This is a genomic window from Pseudomonas sp. P4795, from assembly GCF_048822895.1.
Lineage (GTDB): Bacteria > Pseudomonadota > Gammaproteobacteria > Pseudomonadales > Pseudomonadaceae > Aquipseudomonas.
Genome location: NZ_JBMFBT010000002.1, coordinates 465585 through 487593 on the forward strand (window position 1 = coordinate 465585; position 22009 = coordinate 487593).

The following is a 22009-nucleotide window of genomic DNA, read 5'->3' on the forward strand; positions in this document are numbered from 1 at the left end:
CAGAGATCCTGTTGCTTGCGCCATTTCTGACTTGTCGCTGCGACGTGTTTACTTGCCGTAAATATCGAAGTCGAAGTACTTGTCCTGGATTGCTTTGTACTTGCCGTTTTCGCGCAGAGCCGCGATGGCCGTGTTGATCTTTTCTTTCAGGGCGTCGCCCTTGCGTACCGCGATGCCTACGCCGTCGCCGAAGTATTTGACGTCGGTGAACGCCGGACCAACGAAGGCGAAGCCTTTGCCGGAATCGGTTTTCAGGAAGCCGTCATTCAACAGCGTAGCGTCAGCCACGGTGCCGTCGAGACGACCAGCGGCCACGTCGAGGTAGATTTCGTTCTGCGAACCGTACGGCTTGATCTCGGCACCCAGTGGGGCCAGGACTTCGCGGGCGAAACGCTCGTGGATCGAACCACGTTGCACGCCGATGTTCTTGCCTTTCAGTTCAGCCAGACCTTCGCTGACCTGAGTGCCTTGCTTCATGACCAGGCGGGCCGGGGTGTTGTAGTACTTGTTGGTAAAGTCCACGGACTTCTTGCGGTCTTCAGTGATCGACATCGACGACAGGATCGCGTCGATTTTGCGCACTTTGAGCGCCGGGATCAGGCCGTCGAACTCTTGCTCGACCCACACGCACTTCACTTTCATCTCTTCGCAGATGGCATTGCCGATGTCGTAGTCGAAACCGACGATGCTGCCGTCCGGTGCTTTGGACGCGAACGGAGGGTAAGCCGCTTCAATACCGATCTTTACAGGTTTTTCATCGGCGAATGTCGGCAGGGACAGCACGGACAGTGCCAGGGCGCCAAGCAGCACAAGTTTCTTCATCTTGGAACTCCATCGGTAAAGGGCAAAAACGGCAGAGTGAGCGACAGCCCAATATGCAATGGGTGGTACTGAAAATCGGTGGCTGCATCCGTGGGAAATTTCCCATTGAAATCTGAAGCGATTTCAACACGAGCCACGATGAGCGAGTGATCGGCATTCTAACGACAGGCCCGAAGCCGATATTTCTTCAATGCGACAACTAATTACAGATGCACCAAGAAACCCGCTTGAGCTCATTGACAGCCCTGCAATTTCATGCAGGAGCAAAAGACATTAAACCGATCTATGCTGCAAATTGCGGGCCTATTATTCGCAAACCCTTCTAATCCGGCAAGCGCGGGGTTATGTCTTATTTTTCAGCGGGTGTTTTGCGGCGCTGGAATGGGGCGATACGTTTCCCATTGCCCCGTCGCGGGGCGGGCGGTTACACATTCGGTTACTTGAAGGATGCCGGGTAACAGCGGGAAATGGCTTACAGGGGAAACCGATAATTATTGGCTGGGGGGTTATCGGTTCTGACAGTCGGCGGCTGCGGTGCCTGACAGATTGCTATCGCTAGCAGGCTAGCTCCCACAGGGTTTTGTGGTGTGCCGGATAATTCGACAACTCACAAAATTTGGGGAATGCCGGAGATATTCGAGAACACATAGATCCTGTGGGAGCTGGCTTGCCAGCGATGGGGCCGGACCAGCCCACACAAAAACCCAGATACAAAAAAGCCCCGCCCGGCATACACCGGACAGGGCTTTCAGCAGTTCAGACCCTGCGCTTACGCAACATTCATGGTCTTGTGCGTATCAATCAAATGCTGCACCACACCCGGATCGGCCAGGGTCGAAATATCCCCCAACCCATCGTATTCAGCCGTAGCAATCTTGCGCAGAATCCGGCGCATGATCTTGCCTGAACGAGTCTTCGGCAGCCCCGGCGCCCACTGGATCACGTCCGGCGATGCAATCGGCCCGATCTCTTTACGCACCCAGTTTTTCAATTCCAGACGCAGTTGCTCGCTCGGCTCTTCGCCACCAATCAGCGTGACATACACATAAATGCCCTGCCCTTTGATGTCATGCGGCACACCAACCACCGCCGCTTCAGCGACTTTCGGGTGCGCCACCATCGCGCTTTCGATCTCGGCCGTACCCATGCGGTGACCGGACACGTTGAGCACGTCGTCCACCCGCCCGGTGATCCAGTAGTAACCATCAGCGTCACGACGGGCGCCGTCACCGGTGAAATACATGCCACGGAAGGTCTTGAAGTAGGTGTCGACGAAACGGTCGTGATCGCCATACAGCGTGCGCGCCTGGCCCGGCCACGAATCGAGAATCACCAGATTGCCCTCGGCCTCGCCCTCGATAATGTTGCCGAGGTTGTCGACCAGCGCCGGTACCACGCCGAAGAACGGACGTGCCGCCGAACCCGGCTTCAACGCATGCGCGCCTGGCAACGGACTCATCATGTTGCCGCCGGTCTCGGTCTGCCACCAGGTATCAACGATCGGGCAACGCGATTTGCCGACGTTCTTGTAATACCAGTCCCAAGCTTCCGGGTTGATCGGCTCGCCGACCGACCCGAGCAGACGCAGGCTGCTGCCATCGGCGCCTTCAACAGCGGCTTGGCCGGCAGCCATCATCGCGCGGATCGCGGTCGGTGCGGTGTAGAGGATATTGACCTTGTGCTTGTCGATGATCTTCGCCACCCGAGTGATGTCCGGGTAATTCGGCACGCCTTCGAACAGCAGCGTAGTCGCGCCATTGGCCAGCGGGCCGTAGACGATGTAGCTGTGGCCGGTGACCCAGCCGACGTCGGCGGTGCACCAGTAGACTTCGCCCGGACGGTAATCGAACACGCGTTCGTGGGTCATCGCCGCGTACAGCAAATAACCGCCGGTGGTGTGCTGCACGCCCTTCGGCTTGCCGGTCGAGCCGGAGGTATAAAGGATGAACAGCGCTTCTTCAGCGCCCATCTCTTTCGGCGCGCACACGGTGCCCGCGACTTTCATCAGGTCTTCGTACCAGATATCGCGATGCTGGTTCCACTTAATGTCGCCACCGGTGCGTTTGCACACGATGACTTTCTGAATGCTGCTGGTTTCCGGGTTGGTCAGCGCGTCGTCGACGTTGGCCTTGAGCGGGATCTTCTTGCCCGCGCGAATGCCTTCGTCAGCGGTAATCACCACTTTCGATTTGCAGTCGATGATGCGACCGGCCAGGGCTTCCGGCGAGAAACCGCCGAACACCACCGAGTGAATCGCGCCGATCCGGGTGCAGGCCAGCATGGCGACCACGGCTTCGGGAATCATCGGCATATAAATGGTCACCACATCACCGCGATGTACGTCCTGACCGCGCAAGGCGTTGGCCAGTTTGCACACTTGTTCGTGCAGTTCGCGGTAGGTGATATTGCGGCTCTCGGCCGGGTCGTCGCCTTCCCAGATGATCGCGACTTGATCGCCACGCTCGGCCAGATGACGGTCGAGGCAGTTGTAGGAAACGTTCAGGGTGCCGTCGGCGAACCACTTGATGTCGACATGGTGATCGTCGAACGAAGTCTGCTTCACCGTGGTGAAAGGTTTGATCCAGTCAAGACGCTTGGCTTGCTCGCGCCAGAAGCCGTCAGGGTTGACGACCGACTGCTGGTACATGGCCTTGTAGGTCGCCTCGTCGGTCAGCGTATTGGCCAGAACCTCAGGACGAACGGGATACAGGGAAGCCGCACTCATCTTTCCTACCTCGGTGTAATAGTTGTTTTTGTATGACCCTGTTGTAGCCGGGCCGGGGCCATAGAACCATTCGACGATGGTTGTAGGAGCTGCCGAAGGCTGCGATCTTTTGATCTTGCTTTTAAAGACCAACGTCAAAAGATCGCAGCCTTCGGCAGCTCCTACAAGGGGTTGATGCTGCTTTCGGGGGATTGTTACCAAATCTGCCAAAGGTGTTTATCAAAACCCGCTCTGTTTACCTCTCCCCTGCCTCTCTAAAATCCACCTCGCCAACAAGGCACCGTGATTAACAACGTTACAACCCCCACGAAGGCCGTTAATCCAGCTCTCAAGTAATAAACGCAAACGATGAAGTTCCACACGCAACCCCATAAAGGTTGCGTGACCCCTTTCGACCTCAAAAAGGTAAATCTGAAATGAAAGCTTTATTGGTTCTGGCCCTCAGCAGTCTGTGCGCAACCGCCATGGCAGACGAGGTCCCGACTGATGTCGCACAGCAAAAACCGGCCATCGAGGAATACACTTACTCGACCCACCTGGACGTCGCCAAAGTTATCTCCATGAGCGAAATCCCGAATGTCTGCGAAGTTGTTCCGATGAAAATGGAATACGACGACTCCAAAGGCCAGCGCCACATCCTGCGTTACAGCATCATGGGCAACGGCTGTTCCAATGGCTGATCGAGACTGCACCGAATCGGATCATTCAACGTACGGTTGAGCAGCGATTCCAGCCCGACTTCGGTCGGGCTCAGTTGTGTCTGAAGTCACTCAAAAGGCTTGCAAAACACTAGATGTAGTGAAAAACGCGATTTTTTGTTCGATTTTTGAACAAATCCACATTCGCGAAATTTTTACGAAAAAAAATCTTTCCCCGGCAAAGCCCCATAAACCCTCGCTCCGACCGAAAAACCTCCTCTCCCAAGCGCTGCATGCGCGGATTCGCCCCACCACGGCCCGAATTTTTTCCCTATAATGCCGCCCTATAGCGGGCCTGCAATATCCCCTTAGAGGGATGAATAGCCAGTCTGAAGCCCCGCAGCAGCGTTCAGCGTTGCCTGCGCCCATCAGAGGCTCTCGGAACCCCGTACAAAATTCTGTTTGATGCCTGCGTATAGCTGCTGCAAAAAACGATTCCTTTAGATCCAATGCGGCCAGTACGGCCGTGTGAAAAACCAACCTTTCAGTTTTCACACGGGCATCTGGCCCTCACGCAGGAGACGACACGTCATGCTGAGCTGGGACGAATTCGACAAAGAAGACACTGGCGAAGTGGTTGTAAAAGGCGCCAACGCCGGCCACGCGACTGAAGCCAACATGGACCGCCTCGACACCGCAGGTGGCGTCGCCGCCCTCGAAGCGCGTGCCGTGACCGCCTCCGACTCGGCCGCGATTGCCCGTGCCAAGGCTGCCCTGGACAACCTCGACATCGCCGAAGGTCTGGCTGAACTCGAAGGCGCCTCCGCCCGCGTCGCCGTTGACGAAAAGCGCATGATCAACTGCCGCGCCGACCTCAACCAACTCGTGCCATTCAAGTACGACTGGGCCTGGCAGAAGTATCTGGACGGTTGCGCAAACCACTGGATGCCGCAAGAAGTCAACATGACCGCCGACATCGCCCTCTGGAAAGACCCGGAAGGCCTGACCGACGACGAGCGCCGCATCGTCATGCGCAACCTCGGCTTCTTCTCCACCGCCGACTCCCTGGTTGCCAACAACCTGGTACTGGCCGTGTACCGCCTGATCACCAACCCGGAATGCCGCCAGTACATCCTGCGCCAGGCCTTCGAAGAGGCGATCCACACCCACGCCTACCAGTACTGCATCGAATCGCTGGCCATGGATGAAGGCGAAATCTTCAACATGTACCACGAGATCCCATCGGTCGCGAAAAAAGCCACCTGGGGCCTGAAATACACCCGCTCGATCTCTGATCCGAAGTTCGAAACCGGCACCGTCGAAACCGACAAAGAACTGCTGCGCAACCTGATCGCGTACTACTGCGTACTGGAAGGCATCTTCTTCTACTGCGGCTTCACCCAAATCCTCTCCATGGGCCGCCGCAACAAAATGACCGGCGTCGCCGAGCAGTTCCAATACATCCTGCGCGACGAATCCATGCACCTGAACTTCGGCATCGACGTGATCAACCAGATCAAAATCGAAAACCCACACTTGTGGGACGCCGAAATGAAGGAAGAAGCCTCGCAGATGATTCTGCAAGGTACTCAGCTGGAGATCGAATACGCCCGCGACACCATGCCTCGTGGGGTGTTGGGTATGAATGCGGCGATGATGGAGGACTACCTGAAGTTCATCGCTAACCGTCGTTTGTCGCAGATTGGGTTGAAGGAAGAGTATCCAGGGACTACGAACCCGTTCCCTTGGATGAGCGAGATTATGGACTTGAAGAAAGAGAAGAATTTCTTTGAGACTCGCGTGATCGAATACCAAACTGGTGGTGCGCTTAGCTGGGATTAATGGTCTCGCTCGGCACGATTTGACGATTGCTGCCTCAGGCGCCAAGTCGAGAAAGCAAAAAGCCCCGATCTGATCGGGGCTTTTTTATGGGCGGTTGGTAGTACTTTTTCGCGCCTACGTCACAGAGCTACATCTCCTACAGCACACGCAGCCGCTTCGCATTGAAGCCTGCAACGAGCCCCTCTAAGCTCTTTCGCAGGTGCCTAAGAAACGCCCAACGTAGAAAGCTTTGCAAATTACACGACGCGGAATTGCCCTCGGTGATTCGACTGTCGCTCTTGTGATTGCACTGCTCGTTGGGATTTCTTATGTCCACTCTACGTTGGGTCAGGCCCCCCAAAATCTAAACGTAGAGGTAATGGATATGCCTGAACACAGCCAAATTCGTACATTTCAAAACTTGGGGTCAGTCATGTCTGATGCCCTGCCTGTGACAGTCTTCACCCGTCACAACCTCGCCCTTCATGCCCTCCTTTCGGAAAGCCAGCCGTGGTTTTGCGCCCGCGATATCGGCCGCTTGATGGGTGTCCACCTGAGTGATCGCATGGTCAGCAAACTGGACAAGGATCAGCATCGGTTTTTGCGGATTGAGTATTACCGACAATCTGAAAGCCAATTGATGCTCAGTGAGTCTGGTGTGTACGCGTTGCTGGTGTATCACTACGTTCCTGAGAATCGGTTGCTGCGTGAGTGGTTGACCCACCAAGTGGTGCCGGCCTTACGCGATGCGGAGCCCTCGGAAAATTTGGATCGGCCGAAGTTGAGTCTGTTGAGTTGGCCGGAGATGTCGGTGAGCCTGCTGCACTGGCAGGATGAGAGCTGGATTCGGCTGCGGGATATGCCTTATCTGTTGCAGGATCAGACACAACGGCGAGCAACGGTTGCTAAGCCTTGGTGGCGGAAGGCTGCGCAGGTGTTTCAGTCGTCGAAGCATTCGATGGGTTAGGTGGTGCGCTTGTAGGATCGCTCGCGAGATCCGTCTCTAATTTATGTAGGAATTTTTCCTAGACAGCCGTGATGGCCACTCAGTATCGTCCGAGGGTTTTCAACCCTCGGCGACTGTATGGATACCTCGAAAGGAAAGGCTGGCTGGAGTGATGAGGAGCTAGAAGCTTCGGTAGACGCTTATCTGAAGATGTTCGCTCTTGAGCAGCAAAATCAGCCATTCAAAAAAGCAGACGAAAACCGTCTTTTGCGTGAAGGCCCGCTAAGCAACCGCAGCGCCTCCTCCGTCGAGTACCGCATGCAGAACATCTCAGCGGTGATGGAAGAGTTAGGGCGGTCGCGAATTACTGGCTATGTTTCGGCAAAGAACCTCGGCTCCGGCGTTAGCAAGCGGATCAAGGAGATCCTTGCAAAGAGGGGAATACAGGCGATACGAAAAGACGAAAAACGTGGCATTCCATTGGCACCGTTTCAGTTAGTCGAGGTTACTGCACCCCAACATAATGAAACTCCAGTGGGCGTTCTAAACCCGAAAGAAACAAGCTCCACTGTCGTGAGACTTGCTCGCGCCCAGAGCGTGAAAAAATGGGTACTCAAGTATTCCCATGGCATCTGTGAAGGCTGCGGCCAAACCGCACCATTCATTAGCGCAAACGGCCGCCCCTTTCTTGAAGTCCATCACGTTAAGCACCTAATCGATGGCGGAACCGATCGCATCTGCAACACGGTAGCCCTGTGCCCCAACTGCCATCGTCGTTGCCACCATTCCAGCGACAAAGAAGAATTCACCGCTGAGCTTTATAAGAAAGTCGAACGTCTGGAACCTGAGTGATCGGATTACTTCGAACTATGACGAGGGAATATCCTTTCGCCTTAGATATGGCTTTTCCAAAGATTGAACTGCTACAGGAAATCGCGAACCGCTCAATGCGACTCAAGAGTGGTCTCGAACACACATGGACGAAAATCTTATGCAAAAACCCGTTCGCCACTCGGCTACGCCAGGTCATTCTAGAATCCTGGTCGCCTCATTCCTAATCGCCTTCTTCGGCCTGCTGCTTATGGCCTTACGCATCGCTCAAAAGAACGAAATCATGGCCATCGGTGCCATCTGGGTGGCAAACGCTTTGACGATGGTGCTGCATGTTATTTACTGGAAGCGCTATGGTCTTTCCGTCGGCTTTAAAATCGCAGTTGTTATCCAAATCGTCATTACCATTCTGCCCTTTCTGTTTGGCAATCTCGGCTTTATGGCTGTTCTGTTGATGCTGGGTGGCGAGATCCATTACTGGTAACCCGCGCCACGTCCCGCTATTAATACTCCCTCCCCACTCAAGGACCCGAGCCCTGCCATGAAATTCGATCTCGCCTATTGCCTCAGCCTCGACGACAATTTGTCGATTTATGATGTTCGTGATTTGAATTTCGATGAGACGGTGGCGTTCGATTCGGCGAAAGAGCAGTTCCAGTGTCCCAACGACGCCTGTCGTTCGGCGTTTGATGCTTCCAACCAGTTGGGCACGTTCAATGCCAAGAATGTGAATTACGTGCGCACGCCGCACTTCAAGAATCTGCCCACTACACAGCATGTGGCAGGGTGTGCTTATGTGAGTTTGAAGGCTTCGGCGTCGGGGGTTGAGGCGGCGGATGGCGAGGCGGATGACGGGCGGGAGGAGCATTTTCCGTCGGAGTTGTTGCTGACGCGGCGTGAGTATGTGCGCAAGCCTGCGGCTCCGGCGGTGGCGGCGGATGTGGTGCGCGATGATCCGCAGCGGGTGGCGGCGGTTGATTCGAAGGAGTCAGCCAGTCGTGACACGGCGCCGGACAAGACCAGTGTGTTTGCGCATCCGGTGGAGTGTTTTGTGTCGAACTTCGCCGACAAGGAGTTACTCAAGCGCATGCCGTTGAAGGTTGGCGAGCGTACGGCGCCGTACAGTTCGTTCTTCAAGAAAATTGAGTATTTGACGGACAACAAGGGGCTGATCTACTGGGGCCGGATCAAGAAGATCGAGGACTTCCACGAGGGGGCCAGTTTCCGTATCGATTTCGAGGACAAGGTCTGGTTCAAGAAGCCGGAAGACAGCAAGAAGAAGCCGTATCCGGTGAGTGTTTATCTGAACAAGAAGCTGATCGACAACTACCGCAAGCGCAAGGCGTTTCTGGAGGAGATCAAGCACGCGGTCGACAGCGATAAAGAGTTGTTCTGTTTCTTCTATGGCGTGACGCCGGAGTTGAAACAGGTGCCGGGCAAGAAGAACCCCGAAAAGCCTTTCGAGGTCTTCAATGCCAATATCGAGAACCTGGATCACTTCATCATTCGTGAAGCGCCGGGGCTGGCTTGATGGTCTAGTCCTGGGGCAGTTGCAGTTTGACGGCGCCGGGGTGTTGTTTGATCAGGGAGTACGGCAGGACTGACCAATCCGGGGAATCGCAGGCGCGTTCAATGCGCGCAAAGTACGCTCCCAGGTACAAACCTTTTTCGGTGAAGCGCCAGTTGAAAGCCCCCCAGTTGTCTTCATTGGTGAAGTCGCAATTGTCGTCCCCACCCTCTACAGGCTGCTTCATTTCATCGGGGTACAGCGCGGTGAGTTGTTTGATCAGCCACGGGACAAATACTTCACGCTGGTACTTTGAGCGCGCCGCGTCTTCTGCCGCGCTCAACGGCTGATCACCGCCTCGGTAGCGGTCGGCGTGCAGAATAGGCTCGCCCTCTCCCACCCAAAGTACGTCTTCGAGCGATAACGGATGGCCAGTTTTCACGTCGATGTTGAGCGGGGAATCACCGAAGTCCGGGTGCGCGCCGCCACAGTAGTAGCTTGTGGAGATGTTCAGACTGATGACGCCGGGGGATATAAAAGTTGGAGTGACGTCTTGCAGGAATTCGGTGTTTTCGCCCCCGCGCAACTCACAACCGTAATAACTGATCGTCTCGTCCCACAAGCGCCCGAGCAACTGTTGGTTGACCCGCTGAAGGTCATCTTTGGGCATGCCGGATTCAATGCTGAACATGGAGATCTTCGAATCGGGCTCCTGCCACCATTGCAGGGTGTAACCCATGAAGTCCTGTTTCTTCAGAGGTTTGAGCTTTAGTCCCTGAAGACGCAAGTACTCATACGGCTCGCTCTTGGGCAACGTGGCGATGAAGGGCAACGCGTTCGGTGGAAGGTCGGGAAGTGGTGTATCGGTTACCAGAACCGGAAGTTTTTTGCCCTTCGGATTCTGCCACTCCCCTCTCCAGCCGCCATCAATCTGCTGCAACTTGAGAGTGGCGAGTGGCTTGTCTGGATCAAAGCGATTGCTGCCTTCTTTGAGTTCAAGGACGTCATTTTTCAACGTGCCGTTGAGTTCTAGATCGCGATGAAATTTTTCATAGAAGTAGCGACCGGTGACCTGCTCCGGATCACTTGTATCGACCTCCAGCACTATCGGCATTTTGCCCAATGTACCGGTGAATACGTGCCGGGTATCTTCGGCCTGAGCAGTTGCAAACAATGAAAACAACACAGCGGCGCACGGCGCCAGGCGCAACAGTCCCTTGAGCATGGATCGATCCCTGAATAAGGCGGAGGTCGCACCGGAACTTGGGGTCCCGGCGCTGAAGAATACGCGGCGGATTATGGCGAGGGTTGGCTGCGTAATCGAGTAACTTTAGAGGTTCAACCTCACGGCAGTTGCAGCGCAACTCCGCCCGGATGTTGTTTGACGAGTTTGTAAGGCAGCACGCTCCAGTCCACAAAACCGCACACCGCTGCGACGTGCGGAAATGACGGGTCGAGCTTGATGCCTTGTTTAGTGAAGTACCAACCCGGGTATTTCCAAGGTTCTTCCCCGTCATAGCCGCAGTCGTCGGTGCCTTCTGGCGTGATGGTCATGTCTTGCGGGTAGAGCTTGGTCAACTGCGCAACCAGCCAGGGTGCCAATTCTTCGTTGCGGTATTTCGACCAGTCTTCGGACGAACCGGATGACGTGTCGATGAAGTCGTCACGCTCCTCATGATGCACTGGCGTGCCCTGCCCGACCCACAGAACATCTTCGAGGGTCAGGAACTTGCCGGTCTTGGTATCAATGTTGATTGCTTGCTGGTTTTGATCCGGATACGCGCCGCCACAGTAGTACTCAGTTGAAATGCGCACGCTCATCACAGCCGACGACATCCACAGTGGTTGACTGGATTGCGCGTAATAACCGCCGAAGCCATATGACGACAGCACTTCGCCCCACAACCGGCCCATCAGTTGTTGATTGATGCGCTGACGCTGTTCAGGGGAGTAACCCGATACCACTTCAAACATCGAAGTTTTGGTTTGCGGCTCATTCCACCATTGCAGCGTGTAGCCCATAAAGGTGTCGGTCTTGCCCTTTTTGAGTGTGACGCCTTGCAGTCGCAAATATTCGTAAGGCGCCTGATCATGCAGCTGGGCCAGGTAAGGCAAGGAATTCGCAGGCACGTCGGGAATGTCCGCCGGCTGCAACTCGATCTTCAAGGTCTTACCGGCAGTACTTGTCCACTCACCACTCCAACCATTGAGTGTGGGCTGTAAACGAAGTTTCGGGCGAGAGTCTTCCATCCGCGCTCCTTCCTCCAGCACGAGAGTTTCCCCCTCCATGCCGCCATCGAGAGCCAGATCCTTGCGGTACTTCTTATAGAAGTAACGGCCATCTCCGGTGCGGGTATCTATTTCGAGGACTATCGGCGATTTGCCCAAAGTGCCGGTGTACACCCGCGCACCGTTATCGGCCCAGGTCGCCGTCGAAACAAACAAACCCGCCAACAGAAAAACACTACAAAGGCGTAACAGTCCTCGGAACATTATTTCATCCTTGAGTAAACGAGCCATCGCCCGCAAAAAGTTGTCGCGGATTATGTCGAGGAATCGCTCACGTTGCGACTTAACTAACGCACATGCTGAGCATCACCACGACCAGCAAACCGATGTACACCCGAGCATGCGTCCGATCCGGTATCCGCCCAATCCACGGCGAGGCCAAACGAATCCCAACCAGCGATCCAACCGTCAGCGCCGCAAACGCCAACAAATCGACATATCCGACAAACCACGTCCCCAAATCCGATTCGCTAAACCCGGCCAGCGCCATGTACGTGAGCGTCCCGGCCAATGCCACCGGCACGCTCAGCGGATTGGCCATCGATGTGGCTTGGGACATGCTCAATCCACAACGGCGCAAAAGCGGCACAGTCATGACGCTCCCTCCTACGCCGAGAAACGTCGCAATGGCGCCGATGCCTACACCACCGCCGGACGTTTCCGTGGGGTTCAAGCGACGGGGGATTACGCCTTCGGACTGTGTCAGAAAGCCGCCTCGCAGCAGGCAGTCGACGATGGTCACGCCGAGGTAGGCGATGAATGCGTAGCGAATCACTTCGCCGCTGACCCACACCGCCGCGATTGCGCCGACGACCGCGCCGACCCCGATGAAGCCGGCCAAGGGCCACAGGTATTCGCGAATGAGGTTGCCGGCGCGGCGGTGTTTGGCGGTGGCGATCAGGGCGTTGACGATCATCACGCAGGTCGAGGTGGCGACGGCGATGTGCATTGCCGATTGGCCGATGGGGTCATCGGCGCCGTGGCTGGCGCTGAGCATGCGGTACAGCAGCGGCACGACCACGAAGCCGCCGCCGAAGCCGAAGAGCACGGCGCTGACGCCGGTCAGGCAGCCGAAAAGTGTGAGCATCAGATAGAACATGGTGCGGCGTCCGCTGTTGGGGAGCGGTCGACGATAGACAAGCGCAGCTTGGCCTGCTTCAGCAACTCAGCCAATAATGTTCGCGTTTACGCCAACTGCCGGATGCCGCTTGATGCGCAATGTTTCGATCAATTCGCTGGATGACACGCCGCGCCCGGTGGTGGCGCTCGGTACGGATTATTCCCACGGTCACCTGTTACCTCTTCATACGCATCGGCGCGCGCAATTACTGTACGGCGCGACCGGGGTGATGCAGGTCAGCACCCACGACGGCAACTGGGTGGTGCCACCGCAACGCGCAGTGTGGATTCCGCCGGGGGTGGCGCATGAGGTGCTGATGCTTGGGGTCAGCACGCGCAGTTTGTACATCGAGCCGGGCGCGGTGGATCTGGGTCAGCGTTGTCAGGTGATCCATGTGTCGCCACTGATGCGGCACCTGCTGATGGAAGCGGTGGAAGTGCCGTTGATCTACGACGAGACCGGACGCGACGGCGTGTTGATCGAGTTGTTGCTGCATGAACTGGCGCGCAGTGCGCCACTCCCGCTGCACATTCCCCTGCCCTCTGAAGGAAAGCTGCTGATGCTGTGTCAGAACTTTCTGCATCAACCAAACGCCCATCAACCGCCGCAACAATGGGCCGATCAGTTGCACGTAAGCTTGCGTACCTTCAATCGACTGTTCCGCCAGCACACTGGATTGAGCTTCAGCCAGTGGCGCCAACGCGCCTGCGTAGTCGTGGCGCTGCCGCGTCTAATTGCTGGGGAAGCGGTAACGCGTATTGCGCTGGACTTCGGTTATGACAGCCCGGCGGCGTTCTCGACGATGTTCCGGCGCGTCCTCGGTCAGGCACCGTCCGTCTGGTTGGAGGCGGCGAACTAGGGCAAATCGAAAATTGCATTTGATCCAGGCTCAAAACAACTGTACAAAAACACAGTACATTTTCCATCAGCACTCTCGAGCCCGGAGCACACCCATGGCCTCTTCTGCGATGAACCTCATTCTCGAACGTATCGCCCTTTTCCAATTCACCCCGACTCACTGCGTCCAGGCCCGAGCGATGTTGGGCTGGAGCGTGGACCAGCTATCGCGGGAAGCTGGAGTTTCTGTGGAAGACATCCAGCGCTTTGAAACGCAGCAGGATGTGCCCGAAGCTACGCGGTTGGCGCTGACGTATCGGTTGGAGTCGCAGGGGTTGGTGTTTTTTCCGGGGTTTGCGCCGGGGCGATCTACGAGTATCCAAGGTGCGACTACCGAGTCGGTAGGTCGTGGGGATTTTGCGATGGCGGACTGAGGATTCAGAACTTGATCGAAATTGAAGAAAGCGCGGGCAGCGTTTATCAGGATTTGGGGTTCGCCGATGCAAGCGATATGCAGGCCAAGTCTGCTGACGTGATGAAGCTGGCGACACTGATTGAAACAGCGGAAATGAGTGCGACTGAAGCGGCAAACAGGCTGGAGATCTCGCTGGAAAAACTTGAAGACGTACTTCGCGGACGTTTCCGCGACGTGCCTGCTGCCACGATCGCGAAGTACTTGAATCAGATATCGACTAACCAAGCTTGAGTGAGCCGGTTCGCTCCTGTGGGGAACGAACCATGACTGGTCAGGCGCCCTGCACCACCACCTCACTCTCCCCTTCGACCCCCAACCACCACGCACTCCCACGCTGCGGCTGAGCCAGGTTGAACGCCTCGCCCATCTGCGGTGTGGTGATTGAAATACTGCGATCCCACGCCAGCGCGAGAATCCGGTCAAACGGTTCATGCCACGCGTGCATTGCCAGGTCGAAGGTGCCGTTGTGAATCGGGAATAGCCAGCGGCCCTTGAGGTCGATGTGCGCTTGTAGGGTTTCTTCGGGTTGCATGTGCACGTGTGGCCATTCGACGTTGTAGGCGCCGGTTTCCATCAGGGTCAGGTCGAACGGGCCGTACTGTTCGCCGATGCGTTTGAAGCCGTCGAAGTAGCCGGTGTCGCCGCTGAAGAAGATTCGCGTATCGCCGTCGATCATTACCCACGACGCCCACAGGGTCTGATTGCCGTCGAACAAGCCACGGCCAGAAAAGTGTTGCGATGGGGTAGCGATGAAACGGATGCCGGCGACTTCAGTGCCTTGCCACCAGTCGAACTGACGGACTTTGGCGGCGTCGATTCCCCACTTGATCAGGGTGTCGCCGACGCCTAACGGGGTCAGAAATACGCTGACCTTGTCCGCGAGTTTGAGCACCGCTTCGTAGTCGAGGTGGTCGTAGTGATTATGCGAGAGGATCACCGCTTCGATCGGCGGCAATTCGTCGATGCTGATTGGCGGCTGATGAAAGCGTTTCGGGCCGGCCCATTGCACCGGGGATGCGCGCTCGGCGAACACCGGGTCGGTGATGAAAAACTTTCCTTGCAGCTTGAGCAGCAGGGTCGAGTGACCGAGGCGCCAGACGCTCTGGTTCGGTGCGGACATCAAGTCGGCAAGCTTCAGCGGCTGCACCGGAATCGCGTTGGCCGGCCGGGTGTTGCGCGGTTTGTGGAAAATCATGTTCCACATGATGCGCAGCATCTTGCGCAGGCCTTCGCGTTGCACCGGCGCGTGGTTGCGGAATGTCCCTTCGGCCTGACGCGAGGCTTCAGGTGTCGGGTTACCCGCTGAGGAAACTGAATTGGCCATCAAAGACTGACTCCTGAAAAACCACGCAATTAACGGTTTTCCCTCGGTGGGACGATAAATGGCCAAAGCACGCACGCATTAGCCGGACATCTGTTTTTAGGTTGTACCGATTAAGTGAGTATTACACTGATCAGTGTAGTTTCTAGGTTGCATCAAACTCGGCGCCAAGTAAACTGCCGAGTGTAATTATCTGCCAGCCACTGCCGAATCGAATTTATGACAACTCCACAGCGCCTCACCGACCGCAAACGCGCAGCCATTATTCAGGCGGCGATTGCCGAATTCCGTGCCAACGGCTTCGAAGTCACCAGCATGGACAAGATCGCCGCCACAGCTGGGGTGTCCAAGCGCACGGTGTACAACCACTTCCCCAGCAAAGAAGAGCTGTTCGCCGAGATCCTCAACCAGTTGTGGGCACGCATCAGCACTGAGTTGGCCATGCCATACCGCGGTGATCAGCCTCTGCGCGAGCAATTGCGGCAGCTGTTATTGGCCAAACTGCAGATGATGGCCGACGAAAACTTTCTGGATCTGGCTCGGGTCGCCATCGCTGCCACGATTCATTCTCCGGAACGCGCGCAGAACATGGTTGCGCGCATGGGCGAACGCGAGGAAAGCGTGACCGTGTGGATCCGTGCCGCGCAGGCAGATGGTCGTTTGAAAGCAGCCGATCCGGAATTCGCCGCGCATCAGGTGCATGGGCTGCTGAAGTCCTTCGCTTTCTGGCCGCAGATTTCCATGGGCCAACCGGTATTGGACGGTGCGATGCAAAACACTGTGGTCGAAGCGGCACTGGATATGTTTTTGGCCTGCTACCAGCTCTGAATCCAGCACGCGCTGCTGATCAATAACGCGTTACAAAACTCGTACAACTTCCACGCTCGCAATTTCTTGTACAAGCACTAACGCTTTGTATAAGATTCTGCGGTCAGCCTGGAATGCTGGCACTGTACTGCCATCGCCGACGCCAATAGCGCGTTCGGCTGGCAGCGCCGGAACAGGGACAACCCTTCACGCCCTAATTTCCCGAGTGCCACCAGCATGTTCTTCAATCGCAATCAGGCCGTCATCGACGATCTGCAAAACACCGTATCCCAGCAATCTGGCCTGCTCGAAGCGATCAATCGCTCGATGGCGGTGATCGAATTCGATCTCGACGCCACAGTGCTACGCGCCAACGACAACTTTCTCAAGACCACCGGTTACACCGCTGAGCAAGTGATTGGTCAGTCCCACCGGCGCTTCTGCTCGCCCGAATTCGCGCGCAGTAGCCAATACACTGAGCTGTGGTCGCGGTTGAAAAACGGTCAGTTCCAGTCCGGTACGTTTGAGCGGGTCGACAGCCAGGGCCGGCCGATCTGGCTCGAAGCCAGTTACAACCCGATCAAGGATGCGTCGGGTCGGGTGGTGAAAGTGGTCAAGTACGCGATGGACGTCACCGCCAAGGTGCAGCAGGAAAGCGAAGCCAACGCCAAGCTCGAGGCGATCGACCGCGCCATGGCCGTGATCGAATTCAATCTCGACGGCAGCATTCTGACGGCCAATCAGAATTTTCTGACGCGCATGGGTTACACGCTTGCCGAACTCAAGGGCAAACACCATCGGTTGTTCTGCAAGCAGGAACTGGCGAACAGCAGCGCCTATCAGGATTTCTGGCGCCGCTTGAATCAGGGCGAGTTGTTCAACGGCCAGTTCGAGCGCGTGGACAAGCGCGGCCAGACCGTGTGGCTCGAAGCCAATTACAACCCGGTCTACGACGCCAGCGGGCGCCTGTGCAAAGTGGTCAAGTTCGCCTCGGACGTCACTGCCCGCGTCGAACAACACGAGCAGGACGCGCGCAGTGCCAGTGCGGCTTATCACATCTCGGTGGCGACCCGAAAAGTCGCCGAGCAAGGCACGCAAGTGATCCAGCAAGCGGCCAGTGAAATGCGTGAAATCGCCGAGGATATCGCTCAGTCCTCAACCCTGATCGCGCAACTCGGCGAACGCTCCGAGCAGATTACTGCCATCGTTAACACCATTCGTGCGATTGCCGATCAGACCAATTTGCTCGCGCTCAATGCTGCGATTGAAGCGGCGCGCGCCGGTGAGCAGGGACGCGGGTTTGCCGTGGTGGCTGATGAAGTGCGGCAACTGGCGGCGCGCACCAGCGGCTCGACGGCGGAAATTTCCAGCATGATCGGACTGATCCAGAACGAAACCCGACAGGCGATCAAGAGCATGGATGGCACCCGCGACCGGGCGGCGCAAGGCGTTGAGCTGGCGGATCAGGCGGGGACGGTGATTTTGCAGATTCGTGATGGGGCGAGTGAGGCGGTCGACGCAGTGAGCATGTTTGCCAACGAGCGTGGGGCTGACTGAGGTAGGTTCACTCGAGGATTGCGCTGGTACAGGCTCGGGGCAGGATCGTTAAACTGAGTCGACGCCATCGCTGGCAAGCCAGCTCCCACAGGGTTTTGTGGTGTCCGCATAATGTGTGATCGACACAAATCCTGTGGGAGCGTGGCTTGCCCGCGATGAAGCCCGCTCCGTCACCGCAAACCCATCAGCCCTTCACCAAACTGCGCACCGCCACAATCTCCGGCACCTGCAACTTGGCCATATACACCCGCAACGGCTGGCTGATATTGATGCGGTCATCAATATTCTGATCCAGCAGCAATTGAATTCGCTCGCGCTTGAGCGTCGTGGTCTGATCGGTCGTCGGCGCCCAGACAAACTCGCTGCACGCAATGATGCCGTCATCGGCGACGTCCATGCCGAACGAGTCTTCGCTGAAGCGCACGATGTAGTGGCCGGTCTTGCGGTTGAGGCCGACAAAACCCTTGAGGTCGTCGGCAGCCTGGCAGATGAGTTCGGATGTGATGCGCATGGTAAACCTCACGAATTGATCGATGGTCTACACGCAGGGCGGATGGGTGGCGCGCCCTCTGCCGGGGCGGTTGCCGTGGCCAAGCGTACTGCAAACGAACGCGCAAAAGTGCGAAAAAATTCGCTTTAAGTATGTTTATGTCGGTCTGGCGATGGCACGTTTTCGTTTGAGTTGTTAAAAGGTAGGTCTTTGTATATGCCTGCGAAAGGAACTCGACAATGCCCGCCACTTTCACCAAAAGCGCCCTGTTGCTGAGCCTGCTGCTCGGCCTCGGTCAGGCGCACGCTGCCAGTCAACTGAGCCCGGTTGCACTGGCTGCCGCCCAAGGCATTCCGCATCCGGCAGTGATCGCGCACCGTGGCGCATCGTTCGATGCACCGGAATCCACCGCCGCATCCTACAAACTCGCTCGCGATCTCGGCGCCGATTACCTGGAAATGGATTTGCAACGCAGCAAGGACGGCGTGCTGTTCGCCCTGCACGACGACAACCTGCAACGCACCACTGACGTCGCGACCAAGTTCCCGGAACGCAAGGACAGCCCGGCCAATGCCTTCACCATGGCCGAGTTGAAAACCCTCGATGCCGGTAGTTGGTATAACGCCAAATACCCGGATCGCGCGCGTCCGGCCTACGCTGGCCTGAAGATTCTGACCCTCGACGAAATCATCGACATCGCCCAGGCCAATCCGCTGCACAAGCCCGGCCTGTACATCGAAACCAAGGAGCCGAAGCAGTTTCCCGGGATAGAGCGCGACCTTAAAGAAAAACTGCAGGATCGCGGCTGGCTGAGCCCGGCCGGTTCGAAACTGGCCAAGAGCGCCATCGGCGTCGGCCAGGGCAAAGGCAAAGTGATCCTGCAAACCTTCGAGAAGAGCAGCCTGGAAATGCTGCAGAAGGAAATGCCGCAAGTTCCGAAAATCCTGTTGCTGTGGGTTGGCGAAGGCAGCATCGAACCGAAATCCAACGTAACGTTCGCGGCCTCCGGCGAGCAGGACAAGAACGCCTTCTACGGCAAGCAGGAACCGAAATCCAAAGCTGAATTCCAGCAATGGGTCGACTACGCCAAGGCTCAAGGCGCAATCGGCACCGGCCCCTCGGCGAAACTGACCAATGGCGGCGATCAGAGTTATTCGGATCTGGTGCAACCGTGGATGAATCAGTACACCCACGATCAGGGCTTGCTGGTGCACGTTTATACGGCCGATGAGCCGGTGGATTTCCAGAAGGTCATGGACGCAGGCGTTGACGGCATCTTCACCAACCGCGCCAGCGAGCTGTTGAAGTTCTATAAACGCCCGGCGGCCGCCAGTGTTGATCAGGTGTTGAAGAACAACGGTTTCTGATCGTGTAGCGCCCCCTGACCCAAGCGATGGGGGCGTACCCGAATATCAATCGATCTGCACGTTTTCCACGACGGATATGCCCAGAGTGTTTTTCAGCGCAATCAACGCTTGCGGTAGCACGCCGCCCAACACTAGGAAGGTTCTAGCGTTTTGCGGTTTGAGTTGGGCGCATTGCCGAGCCTGCAACACCGCTTTGTACTTTATGCACTGATAAAACCCTCTTACGATATCCGCCTCGTCAGCCGTCGACGGTTTGACTTCAACGCCAATGACTTCCTTGCCTTTGGCAAAGAACACATCGACCGAATCGCCGGATGGCAATCGGTGTTCTATCTCCGTGACACTGATCACGCCTCGCAGATTCAGCAACTCAGGATGCCGAGCCACGAACGCTTTGAGTCTTTTGTGTTCTTCACCCTCCACTCCACCGCGGCGGGACGCCTCAGCCAACACGGTGGAATTGGTCGGCGGTATAGGTTGTAGATCAAGCGCACTCAAAACCTCGTTCCAGCGCGGGTACGCATATACAGCCTGAAGTTTGCCGTTGATTATCTGCTCACGCTGCTGACGGGATTGATTACGGTAATTTCTCAGGTCATCTATGAACCAATCGATTCCCTCCCCTGGGATTCGAGTGCTCTTGTTGATCACCAGGCTTTGCAAGGGCGGAATCTTCTCGCCCCACTGCTGCTCCAGAATTTGCAAACTTCTACCCACGCAACCCAATACATAATTGAGATTTCGCGGATTAGGCATATCTAACTCTTGGGCCAAATCCTCATAAGTCACAGGCGTAGTCGCTAGCGCCTGTCGCACCAAGAGTGGAAACGCAGATCGTGCGCGTTCCTGAAAGAGCTGATCACCCCAAAGATTATCCATTCCTGCCATCGCCTTGCTTCCTGTTCCGCCAGCCCACTTAGCACAATGGCTGTACTAACTCATTCAGCCAAAAATGCAGAGGGCGAGAAATTTTTATCCATTAGCCGTTTGAATCCGGCGGATCCAATTAAGCCTGAATTAAGGCGATCTCGATACACTGAGGCCACTTAAACGAATCAACCAAAGGAATAACCGATGAAAACTTTGACTGCCCTGTTTACCGCTGCTGCCCTGACCCTTACCGCTGGCCTGGCTCAGGCTGACGTTCGCGTCGATCAGATCCCGCAACTGGTCAAGGAAGGCAAGATCAAATCGCTGGAGTCGATGAACGCAGAAGCTTTGAAACTGCATCCAGGTGCAACTATCACCGACACCGATCTGGACAACCACTTCAACGGTTACGAGTACGAAGTTGAGCTGAAGACCGCTGATGGCAAAGAGTTCGACGTTGACTTTGATGCGACCACCGGCAAAGTCCTGAGCGACAAACAAGACACCTGATAAACCGGGTCATCGAGCCGCACGATTGCAAAATCGTGCGGCTTTTTTGTGTCTGGCGTTTGTCGGCCGACCCCGGTACCTGTGGGAGCTGGCTTGCCCGCGATGGCGGTGTGTCAGTCAGTGCACATGTCACTGACTGATCGCGCCGAATGTCAGGCACTCAGGCGCGCGGTGACTTCGTTCAAACGCCCGGACAGACCATGCAGGTTCTGGCTCGCGCTTTCGGTGCGTTGCACGTTGTCGAGGTTGGTGCTGGCGATCGAGGTGATCTCGGTCAGGTTGCGCGAGATGTCTTCGGCGACCGAGGTCTGCTCTTCGGCGGCGGTGGCGATCTGGCGGTTCATGTCGCGAATCGCTTCTACCGCTTGAGTGATGCGCTCGAGCATCGCGCCGGCCTGCGTCACTTGCTCGACACTTTCATCGCTCTTCGACTGGCCGCTTTCGATGGCTTGTGCAGCATCCACCGCGCCGGTCTGCACGCTCTGGATAATCTGGTTGATCTCGATGATCGACGCCGCCGTACGTTGCGCCAGGCTGCGTACTTCATCGGCAACCACCGCAAATCCACGTCCGGCCTCGCCAGCACGCGCTGCTTCAATCGCCGCGTTGAGCGCCAGCAGATTGGTCTGCTCGGCGATGCCGCGAATCACTTCCAAGACCTTGCCAATGCGGCCGCTGTCGGCTTCGAGACGACGGATCACCGAGGCGGTGTTAGCGATTTCGCCGCGCATCTGGGTGATGGTGTGGATGGTGCCCTGCATGACTTTTTCACCCTGCTGGGCGGACTGGTCGGCATCGTCGGCCGCCCGTGCTGCATCAGCGGCGTGACGCGCGACTTCCTGCGCAGTGGCGGACATTTCGTTCATCGCCGTGGCCACTTGATCGGTGCGGTTGAACTGCTCGTTGGTGCCGCCAGCCATCAGCGTGGCAATGGAGTTCAGCTCGCCGCTGGCGCTGTCCAGATCCTGAGCGCTGCGTTGCAAGTGGCTGAAAGTTTCAGCGAGGAAATCACGCAGGGTATTGGCCGCAGCGGCCAGATTACCCAGCTCGTCCTGACGGGTGCTGACCACACGTTC

General features: G+C 56.5%; 22 protein-coding genes. 13 read left to right on the plus strand and 9 right to left on the minus strand.

Going from position 1 to position 22009, the window contains the following annotated elements:
• Nucleotides 1-48: 48 nt before the first annotated feature.
• Complete coding sequence (locus tag ACOI8A_RS06645; protein ID WP_420646404.1) at nucleotides 49-822, minus strand: ABC transporter substrate-binding protein; 774 nt, start codon at nucleotides 820-822, stop codon at nucleotides 49-51.
• 769 nt (nucleotides 823-1591) lie between these two features.
• Nucleotides 1592-3547 carry an acetate--CoA ligase gene (gene acs / locus ACOI8A_RS06650; RefSeq protein WP_420646403.1) on the minus strand — a complete coding sequence of 652 codons (1956 nt, stop codon included), beginning with the start codon at nucleotides 3545-3547 and terminating at the stop codon, nucleotides 1592-1594.
• Nucleotides 3548-3963: 416 nt separating this feature from the next.
• Here acs and ACOI8A_RS06655 point away from each other — a divergent pair, with 416 nt between their 5' ends.
• The 6 genes from ACOI8A_RS06655 (at nucleotide 3964) to ACOI8A_RS06680 (ending at nucleotide 9314) form a co-directional block, all read left to right on the plus strand.
• Nucleotides 3964-4227 carry a DUF2790 domain-containing protein gene (locus ACOI8A_RS06655; protein WP_420646402.1) on the plus strand — a complete coding sequence of 88 codons (264 nt, stop codon included), beginning with the start codon at nucleotides 3964-3966 and terminating at the stop codon, nucleotides 4225-4227.
• 549 nt (nucleotides 4228-4776) lie between these two features.
• A complete protein-coding gene (locus ACOI8A_RS06660; RefSeq protein ID WP_420646401.1) occupies nucleotides 4777-6027 on the plus strand; it encodes a ribonucleotide-diphosphate reductase subunit beta in 1251 nt (416 codons plus the stop codon).
• 412 nt (nucleotides 6028-6439) lie between these two features.
• Nucleotides 6440-6973, plus strand: coding sequence for a Bro-N domain-containing protein (locus tag ACOI8A_RS06665; protein WP_420646400.1), 534 nt, complete (start codon nucleotides 6440-6442; stop codon nucleotides 6971-6973).
• A gap of 117 nt (nucleotides 6974-7090) precedes the next feature.
• A complete protein-coding gene (locus ACOI8A_RS06670) occupies nucleotides 7091-7804 on the plus strand; it encodes an HNH endonuclease (protein WP_420646399.1) in 714 nt (237 codons plus the stop codon).
• A gap of 124 nt (nucleotides 7805-7928) precedes the next feature.
• Nucleotides 7929-8267, plus strand: a complete 339-nt coding sequence (locus tag ACOI8A_RS06675; protein ID WP_420646398.1) for a hypothetical protein — start codon at nucleotides 7929-7931, stop codon at nucleotides 8265-8267.
• Between the two features lie 57 nt (nucleotides 8268-8324).
• A complete protein-coding gene (locus ACOI8A_RS06680) occupies nucleotides 8325-9314 on the plus strand; it encodes a hypothetical protein (protein ID WP_420646397.1) in 990 nt (329 codons plus the stop codon).
• A gap of 4 nt (nucleotides 9315-9318) precedes the next feature.
• On the opposite strand, the gene ACOI8A_RS06685 is transcribed toward ACOI8A_RS06680, so the two are convergent.
• From ACOI8A_RS06685 to ACOI8A_RS06695, 3 genes are all read right to left on the minus strand, one after another.
• Nucleotides 9319-10515 (minus strand): hypothetical protein, encoded by a 1197-nt coding sequence (locus tag ACOI8A_RS06685; protein WP_420646396.1) that lies wholly within the window; start codon nucleotides 10513-10515, stop codon nucleotides 9319-9321.
• A gap of 119 nt (nucleotides 10516-10634) precedes the next feature.
• Complete coding sequence (locus ACOI8A_RS06690) at nucleotides 10635-11783, minus strand: hypothetical protein (protein WP_420646395.1); 1149 nt, start codon at nucleotides 11781-11783, stop codon at nucleotides 10635-10637.
• A 79-nt stretch (nucleotides 11784-11862) separates the two neighbouring features.
• On the minus strand, nucleotides 11863-12678 hold the full coding sequence (locus ACOI8A_RS06695) for a sulfite exporter TauE/SafE family protein (protein ID WP_420646394.1): 816 nt from the start codon (nucleotides 12676-12678) through the stop codon (nucleotides 11863-11865).
• Between the two features lie 112 nt (nucleotides 12679-12790).
• Here ACOI8A_RS06695 and ACOI8A_RS06700 point away from each other — a divergent pair, with 112 nt between their 5' ends.
• The 3 genes from ACOI8A_RS06700 to ACOI8A_RS06710 all read left to right on the plus strand — a co-directional run bounded on the left by ACOI8A_RS06700 (nucleotide 12791) and on the right by ACOI8A_RS06710 (nucleotide 14242).
• Nucleotides 12791-13558 carry an AraC family transcriptional regulator gene (locus ACOI8A_RS06700; protein WP_420646393.1) on the plus strand — a complete coding sequence of 256 codons (768 nt, stop codon included), beginning with the start codon at nucleotides 12791-12793 and terminating at the stop codon, nucleotides 13556-13558.
• A gap of 94 nt (nucleotides 13559-13652) precedes the next feature.
• A complete protein-coding gene (locus tag ACOI8A_RS06705; RefSeq protein WP_420646392.1) occupies nucleotides 13653-13970 on the plus strand; it encodes a helix-turn-helix domain-containing protein in 318 nt (105 codons plus the stop codon).
• Between the two features lie 11 nt (nucleotides 13971-13981).
• Entirely contained in the window at nucleotides 13982-14242 is a 261-nt protein-coding gene (locus ACOI8A_RS06710) for an XRE family transcriptional regulator (RefSeq protein ID WP_420646391.1), read from the plus strand.
• A 40-nt stretch (nucleotides 14243-14282) separates the two neighbouring features.
• Here the strand turns inward: ACOI8A_RS06710 and ACOI8A_RS06715 are convergent, their stop codons facing one another.
• A complete protein-coding gene (locus ACOI8A_RS06715; protein ID WP_420646390.1) occupies nucleotides 14283-15335 on the minus strand; it encodes an MBL fold metallo-hydrolase in 1053 nt (350 codons plus the stop codon).
• 216 nt (nucleotides 15336-15551) lie between these two features.
• On the opposite strand from ACOI8A_RS06715, the gene ACOI8A_RS06720 reads away from it, so the two are divergent.
• Both ACOI8A_RS06720 and ACOI8A_RS06725 read left to right on the plus strand, forming a co-directional pair.
• A complete protein-coding gene (locus tag ACOI8A_RS06720; RefSeq protein WP_420646389.1) occupies nucleotides 15552-16160 on the plus strand; it encodes a TetR/AcrR family transcriptional regulator in 609 nt (202 codons plus the stop codon).
• Nucleotides 16161-16376: 216 nt separating this feature from the next.
• On the plus strand, nucleotides 16377-17696 hold the full coding sequence (locus tag ACOI8A_RS06725) for a methyl-accepting chemotaxis protein (RefSeq protein ID WP_420646388.1): 1320 nt from the start codon (nucleotides 16377-16379) through the stop codon (nucleotides 17694-17696).
• 184 nt (nucleotides 17697-17880) lie between these two features.
• Here the strand turns inward: ACOI8A_RS06725 and ACOI8A_RS06730 are convergent, their stop codons facing one another.
• A complete protein-coding gene (locus tag ACOI8A_RS06730; RefSeq protein WP_420646387.1) occupies nucleotides 17881-18207 on the minus strand; it encodes a DUF2025 family protein in 327 nt (108 codons plus the stop codon).
• 218 nt (nucleotides 18208-18425) lie between these two features.
• Here ACOI8A_RS06730 and ACOI8A_RS06735 point away from each other — a divergent pair, with 218 nt between their 5' ends.
• Nucleotides 18426-19553 carry a glycerophosphodiester phosphodiesterase gene (locus ACOI8A_RS06735; protein ID WP_420646386.1) on the plus strand — a complete coding sequence of 376 codons (1128 nt, stop codon included), beginning with the start codon at nucleotides 18426-18428 and terminating at the stop codon, nucleotides 19551-19553.
• A gap of 45 nt (nucleotides 19554-19598) precedes the next feature.
• Here ACOI8A_RS06735 and ACOI8A_RS06740 read toward each other — a convergent pair whose 3' ends face one another.
• On the minus strand, nucleotides 19599-20441 hold the full coding sequence (locus tag ACOI8A_RS06740; RefSeq protein WP_420646385.1) for a hypothetical protein: 843 nt from the start codon (nucleotides 20439-20441) through the stop codon (nucleotides 19599-19601).
• A gap of 186 nt (nucleotides 20442-20627) precedes the next feature.
• On the opposite strand from ACOI8A_RS06740, the gene ACOI8A_RS06745 reads away from it, so the two are divergent.
• Nucleotides 20628-20933 carry a PepSY domain-containing protein gene (locus ACOI8A_RS06745; protein ID WP_420646384.1) on the plus strand — a complete coding sequence of 102 codons (306 nt, stop codon included), beginning with the start codon at nucleotides 20628-20630 and terminating at the stop codon, nucleotides 20931-20933.
• Between the two features lie 152 nt (nucleotides 20934-21085).
• Here ACOI8A_RS06745 and ACOI8A_RS06750 read toward each other — a convergent pair whose 3' ends face one another.
• Nucleotides 21086-21853, minus strand: a complete 768-nt coding sequence (locus ACOI8A_RS06750) for a methyl-accepting chemotaxis protein (protein ID WP_420651220.1) — start codon at nucleotides 21851-21853, stop codon at nucleotides 21086-21088.
• Nucleotides 21854-22009 lie beyond the last annotated feature (156 nt).

What these genes read in the sequence shown, in the direction of transcription:
- ACOI8A_RS06645 (WP_420646404.1), bottom strand. Translation starts at nt 822, where the DNA reads ATGAAGAAACTTGTGCTGCTTGGCGCCCTGGCACTGTCCGTGCTGTCC.
- acs (WP_420646403.1), bottom strand. Translation starts at nt 3,547, where the DNA reads ATGAGTGCGGCTTCCCTGTATCCCGTTCGTCCTGAGGTTCTGGCCAAT.
- ACOI8A_RS06655 (WP_420646402.1), top strand. Translation starts at nt 3,964, where the DNA reads ATGAAAGCTTTATTGGTTCTGGCCCTCAGCAGTCTGTGCGCAACCGCC.
- ACOI8A_RS06660 (WP_420646401.1), top strand. Translation starts at nt 4,777, where the DNA reads ATGCTGAGCTGGGACGAATTCGACAAAGAAGACACTGGCGAAGTGGTT.
- ACOI8A_RS06665 (WP_420646400.1), top strand. Translation starts at nt 6,440, where the DNA reads ATGTCTGATGCCCTGCCTGTGACAGTCTTCACCCGTCACAACCTCGCC.
- ACOI8A_RS06670 (WP_420646399.1), top strand. Translation starts at nt 7,091, where the DNA reads ATGGATACCTCGAAAGGAAAGGCTGGCTGGAGTGATGAGGAGCTAGAA.
- ACOI8A_RS06675 (WP_420646398.1), top strand. Translation starts at nt 7,929, where the DNA reads ATGGACGAAAATCTTATGCAAAAACCCGTTCGCCACTCGGCTACGCCA.
- ACOI8A_RS06680 (WP_420646397.1), top strand. Translation starts at nt 8,325, where the DNA reads ATGAAATTCGATCTCGCCTATTGCCTCAGCCTCGACGACAATTTGTCG.
- ACOI8A_RS06685 (WP_420646396.1), bottom strand. Translation starts at nt 10,515, where the DNA reads ATGCTCAAGGGACTGTTGCGCCTGGCGCCGTGCGCCGCTGTGTTGTTT.
- ACOI8A_RS06690 (WP_420646395.1), bottom strand. Translation starts at nt 11,783, where the DNA reads ATGTTCCGAGGACTGTTACGCCTTTGTAGTGTTTTTCTGTTGGCGGGT.
- ACOI8A_RS06695 (WP_420646394.1), bottom strand. Translation starts at nt 12,678, where the DNA reads ATGTTCTATCTGATGCTCACACTTTTCGGCTGCCTGACCGGCGTCAGC.
- ACOI8A_RS06700 (WP_420646393.1), top strand. Translation starts at nt 12,791, where the DNA reads ATGCGCAATGTTTCGATCAATTCGCTGGATGACACGCCGCGCCCGGTG.
- ACOI8A_RS06705 (WP_420646392.1), top strand. Translation starts at nt 13,653, where the DNA reads ATGGCCTCTTCTGCGATGAACCTCATTCTCGAACGTATCGCCCTTTTC.
- ACOI8A_RS06715 (WP_420646390.1), bottom strand. Translation starts at nt 15,335, where the DNA reads ATGGCCAATTCAGTTTCCTCAGCGGGTAACCCGACACCTGAAGCCTCG.
- ACOI8A_RS06720 (WP_420646389.1), top strand. Translation starts at nt 15,552, where the DNA reads ATGACAACTCCACAGCGCCTCACCGACCGCAAACGCGCAGCCATTATT.
- ACOI8A_RS06725 (WP_420646388.1), top strand. Translation starts at nt 16,377, where the DNA reads ATGTTCTTCAATCGCAATCAGGCCGTCATCGACGATCTGCAAAACACC.
- ACOI8A_RS06730 (WP_420646387.1), bottom strand. Translation starts at nt 18,207, where the DNA reads ATGCGCATCACATCCGAACTCATCTGCCAGGCTGCCGACGACCTCAAG.
- ACOI8A_RS06735 (WP_420646386.1), top strand. Translation starts at nt 18,426, where the DNA reads ATGCCCGCCACTTTCACCAAAAGCGCCCTGTTGCTGAGCCTGCTGCTC.
- ACOI8A_RS06740 (WP_420646385.1), bottom strand. Translation starts at nt 20,441, where the DNA reads ATGGCAGGAATGGATAATCTTTGGGGTGATCAGCTCTTTCAGGAACGC.
- ACOI8A_RS06745 (WP_420646384.1), top strand. Translation starts at nt 20,628, where the DNA reads ATGAAAACTTTGACTGCCCTGTTTACCGCTGCTGCCCTGACCCTTACC.
- ACOI8A_RS06750 (WP_420651220.1), bottom strand. Translation starts at nt 21,853, where the DNA reads ATGGCTGGCGGCACCAACGAGCAGTTCAACCGCACCGATCAAGTGGCC.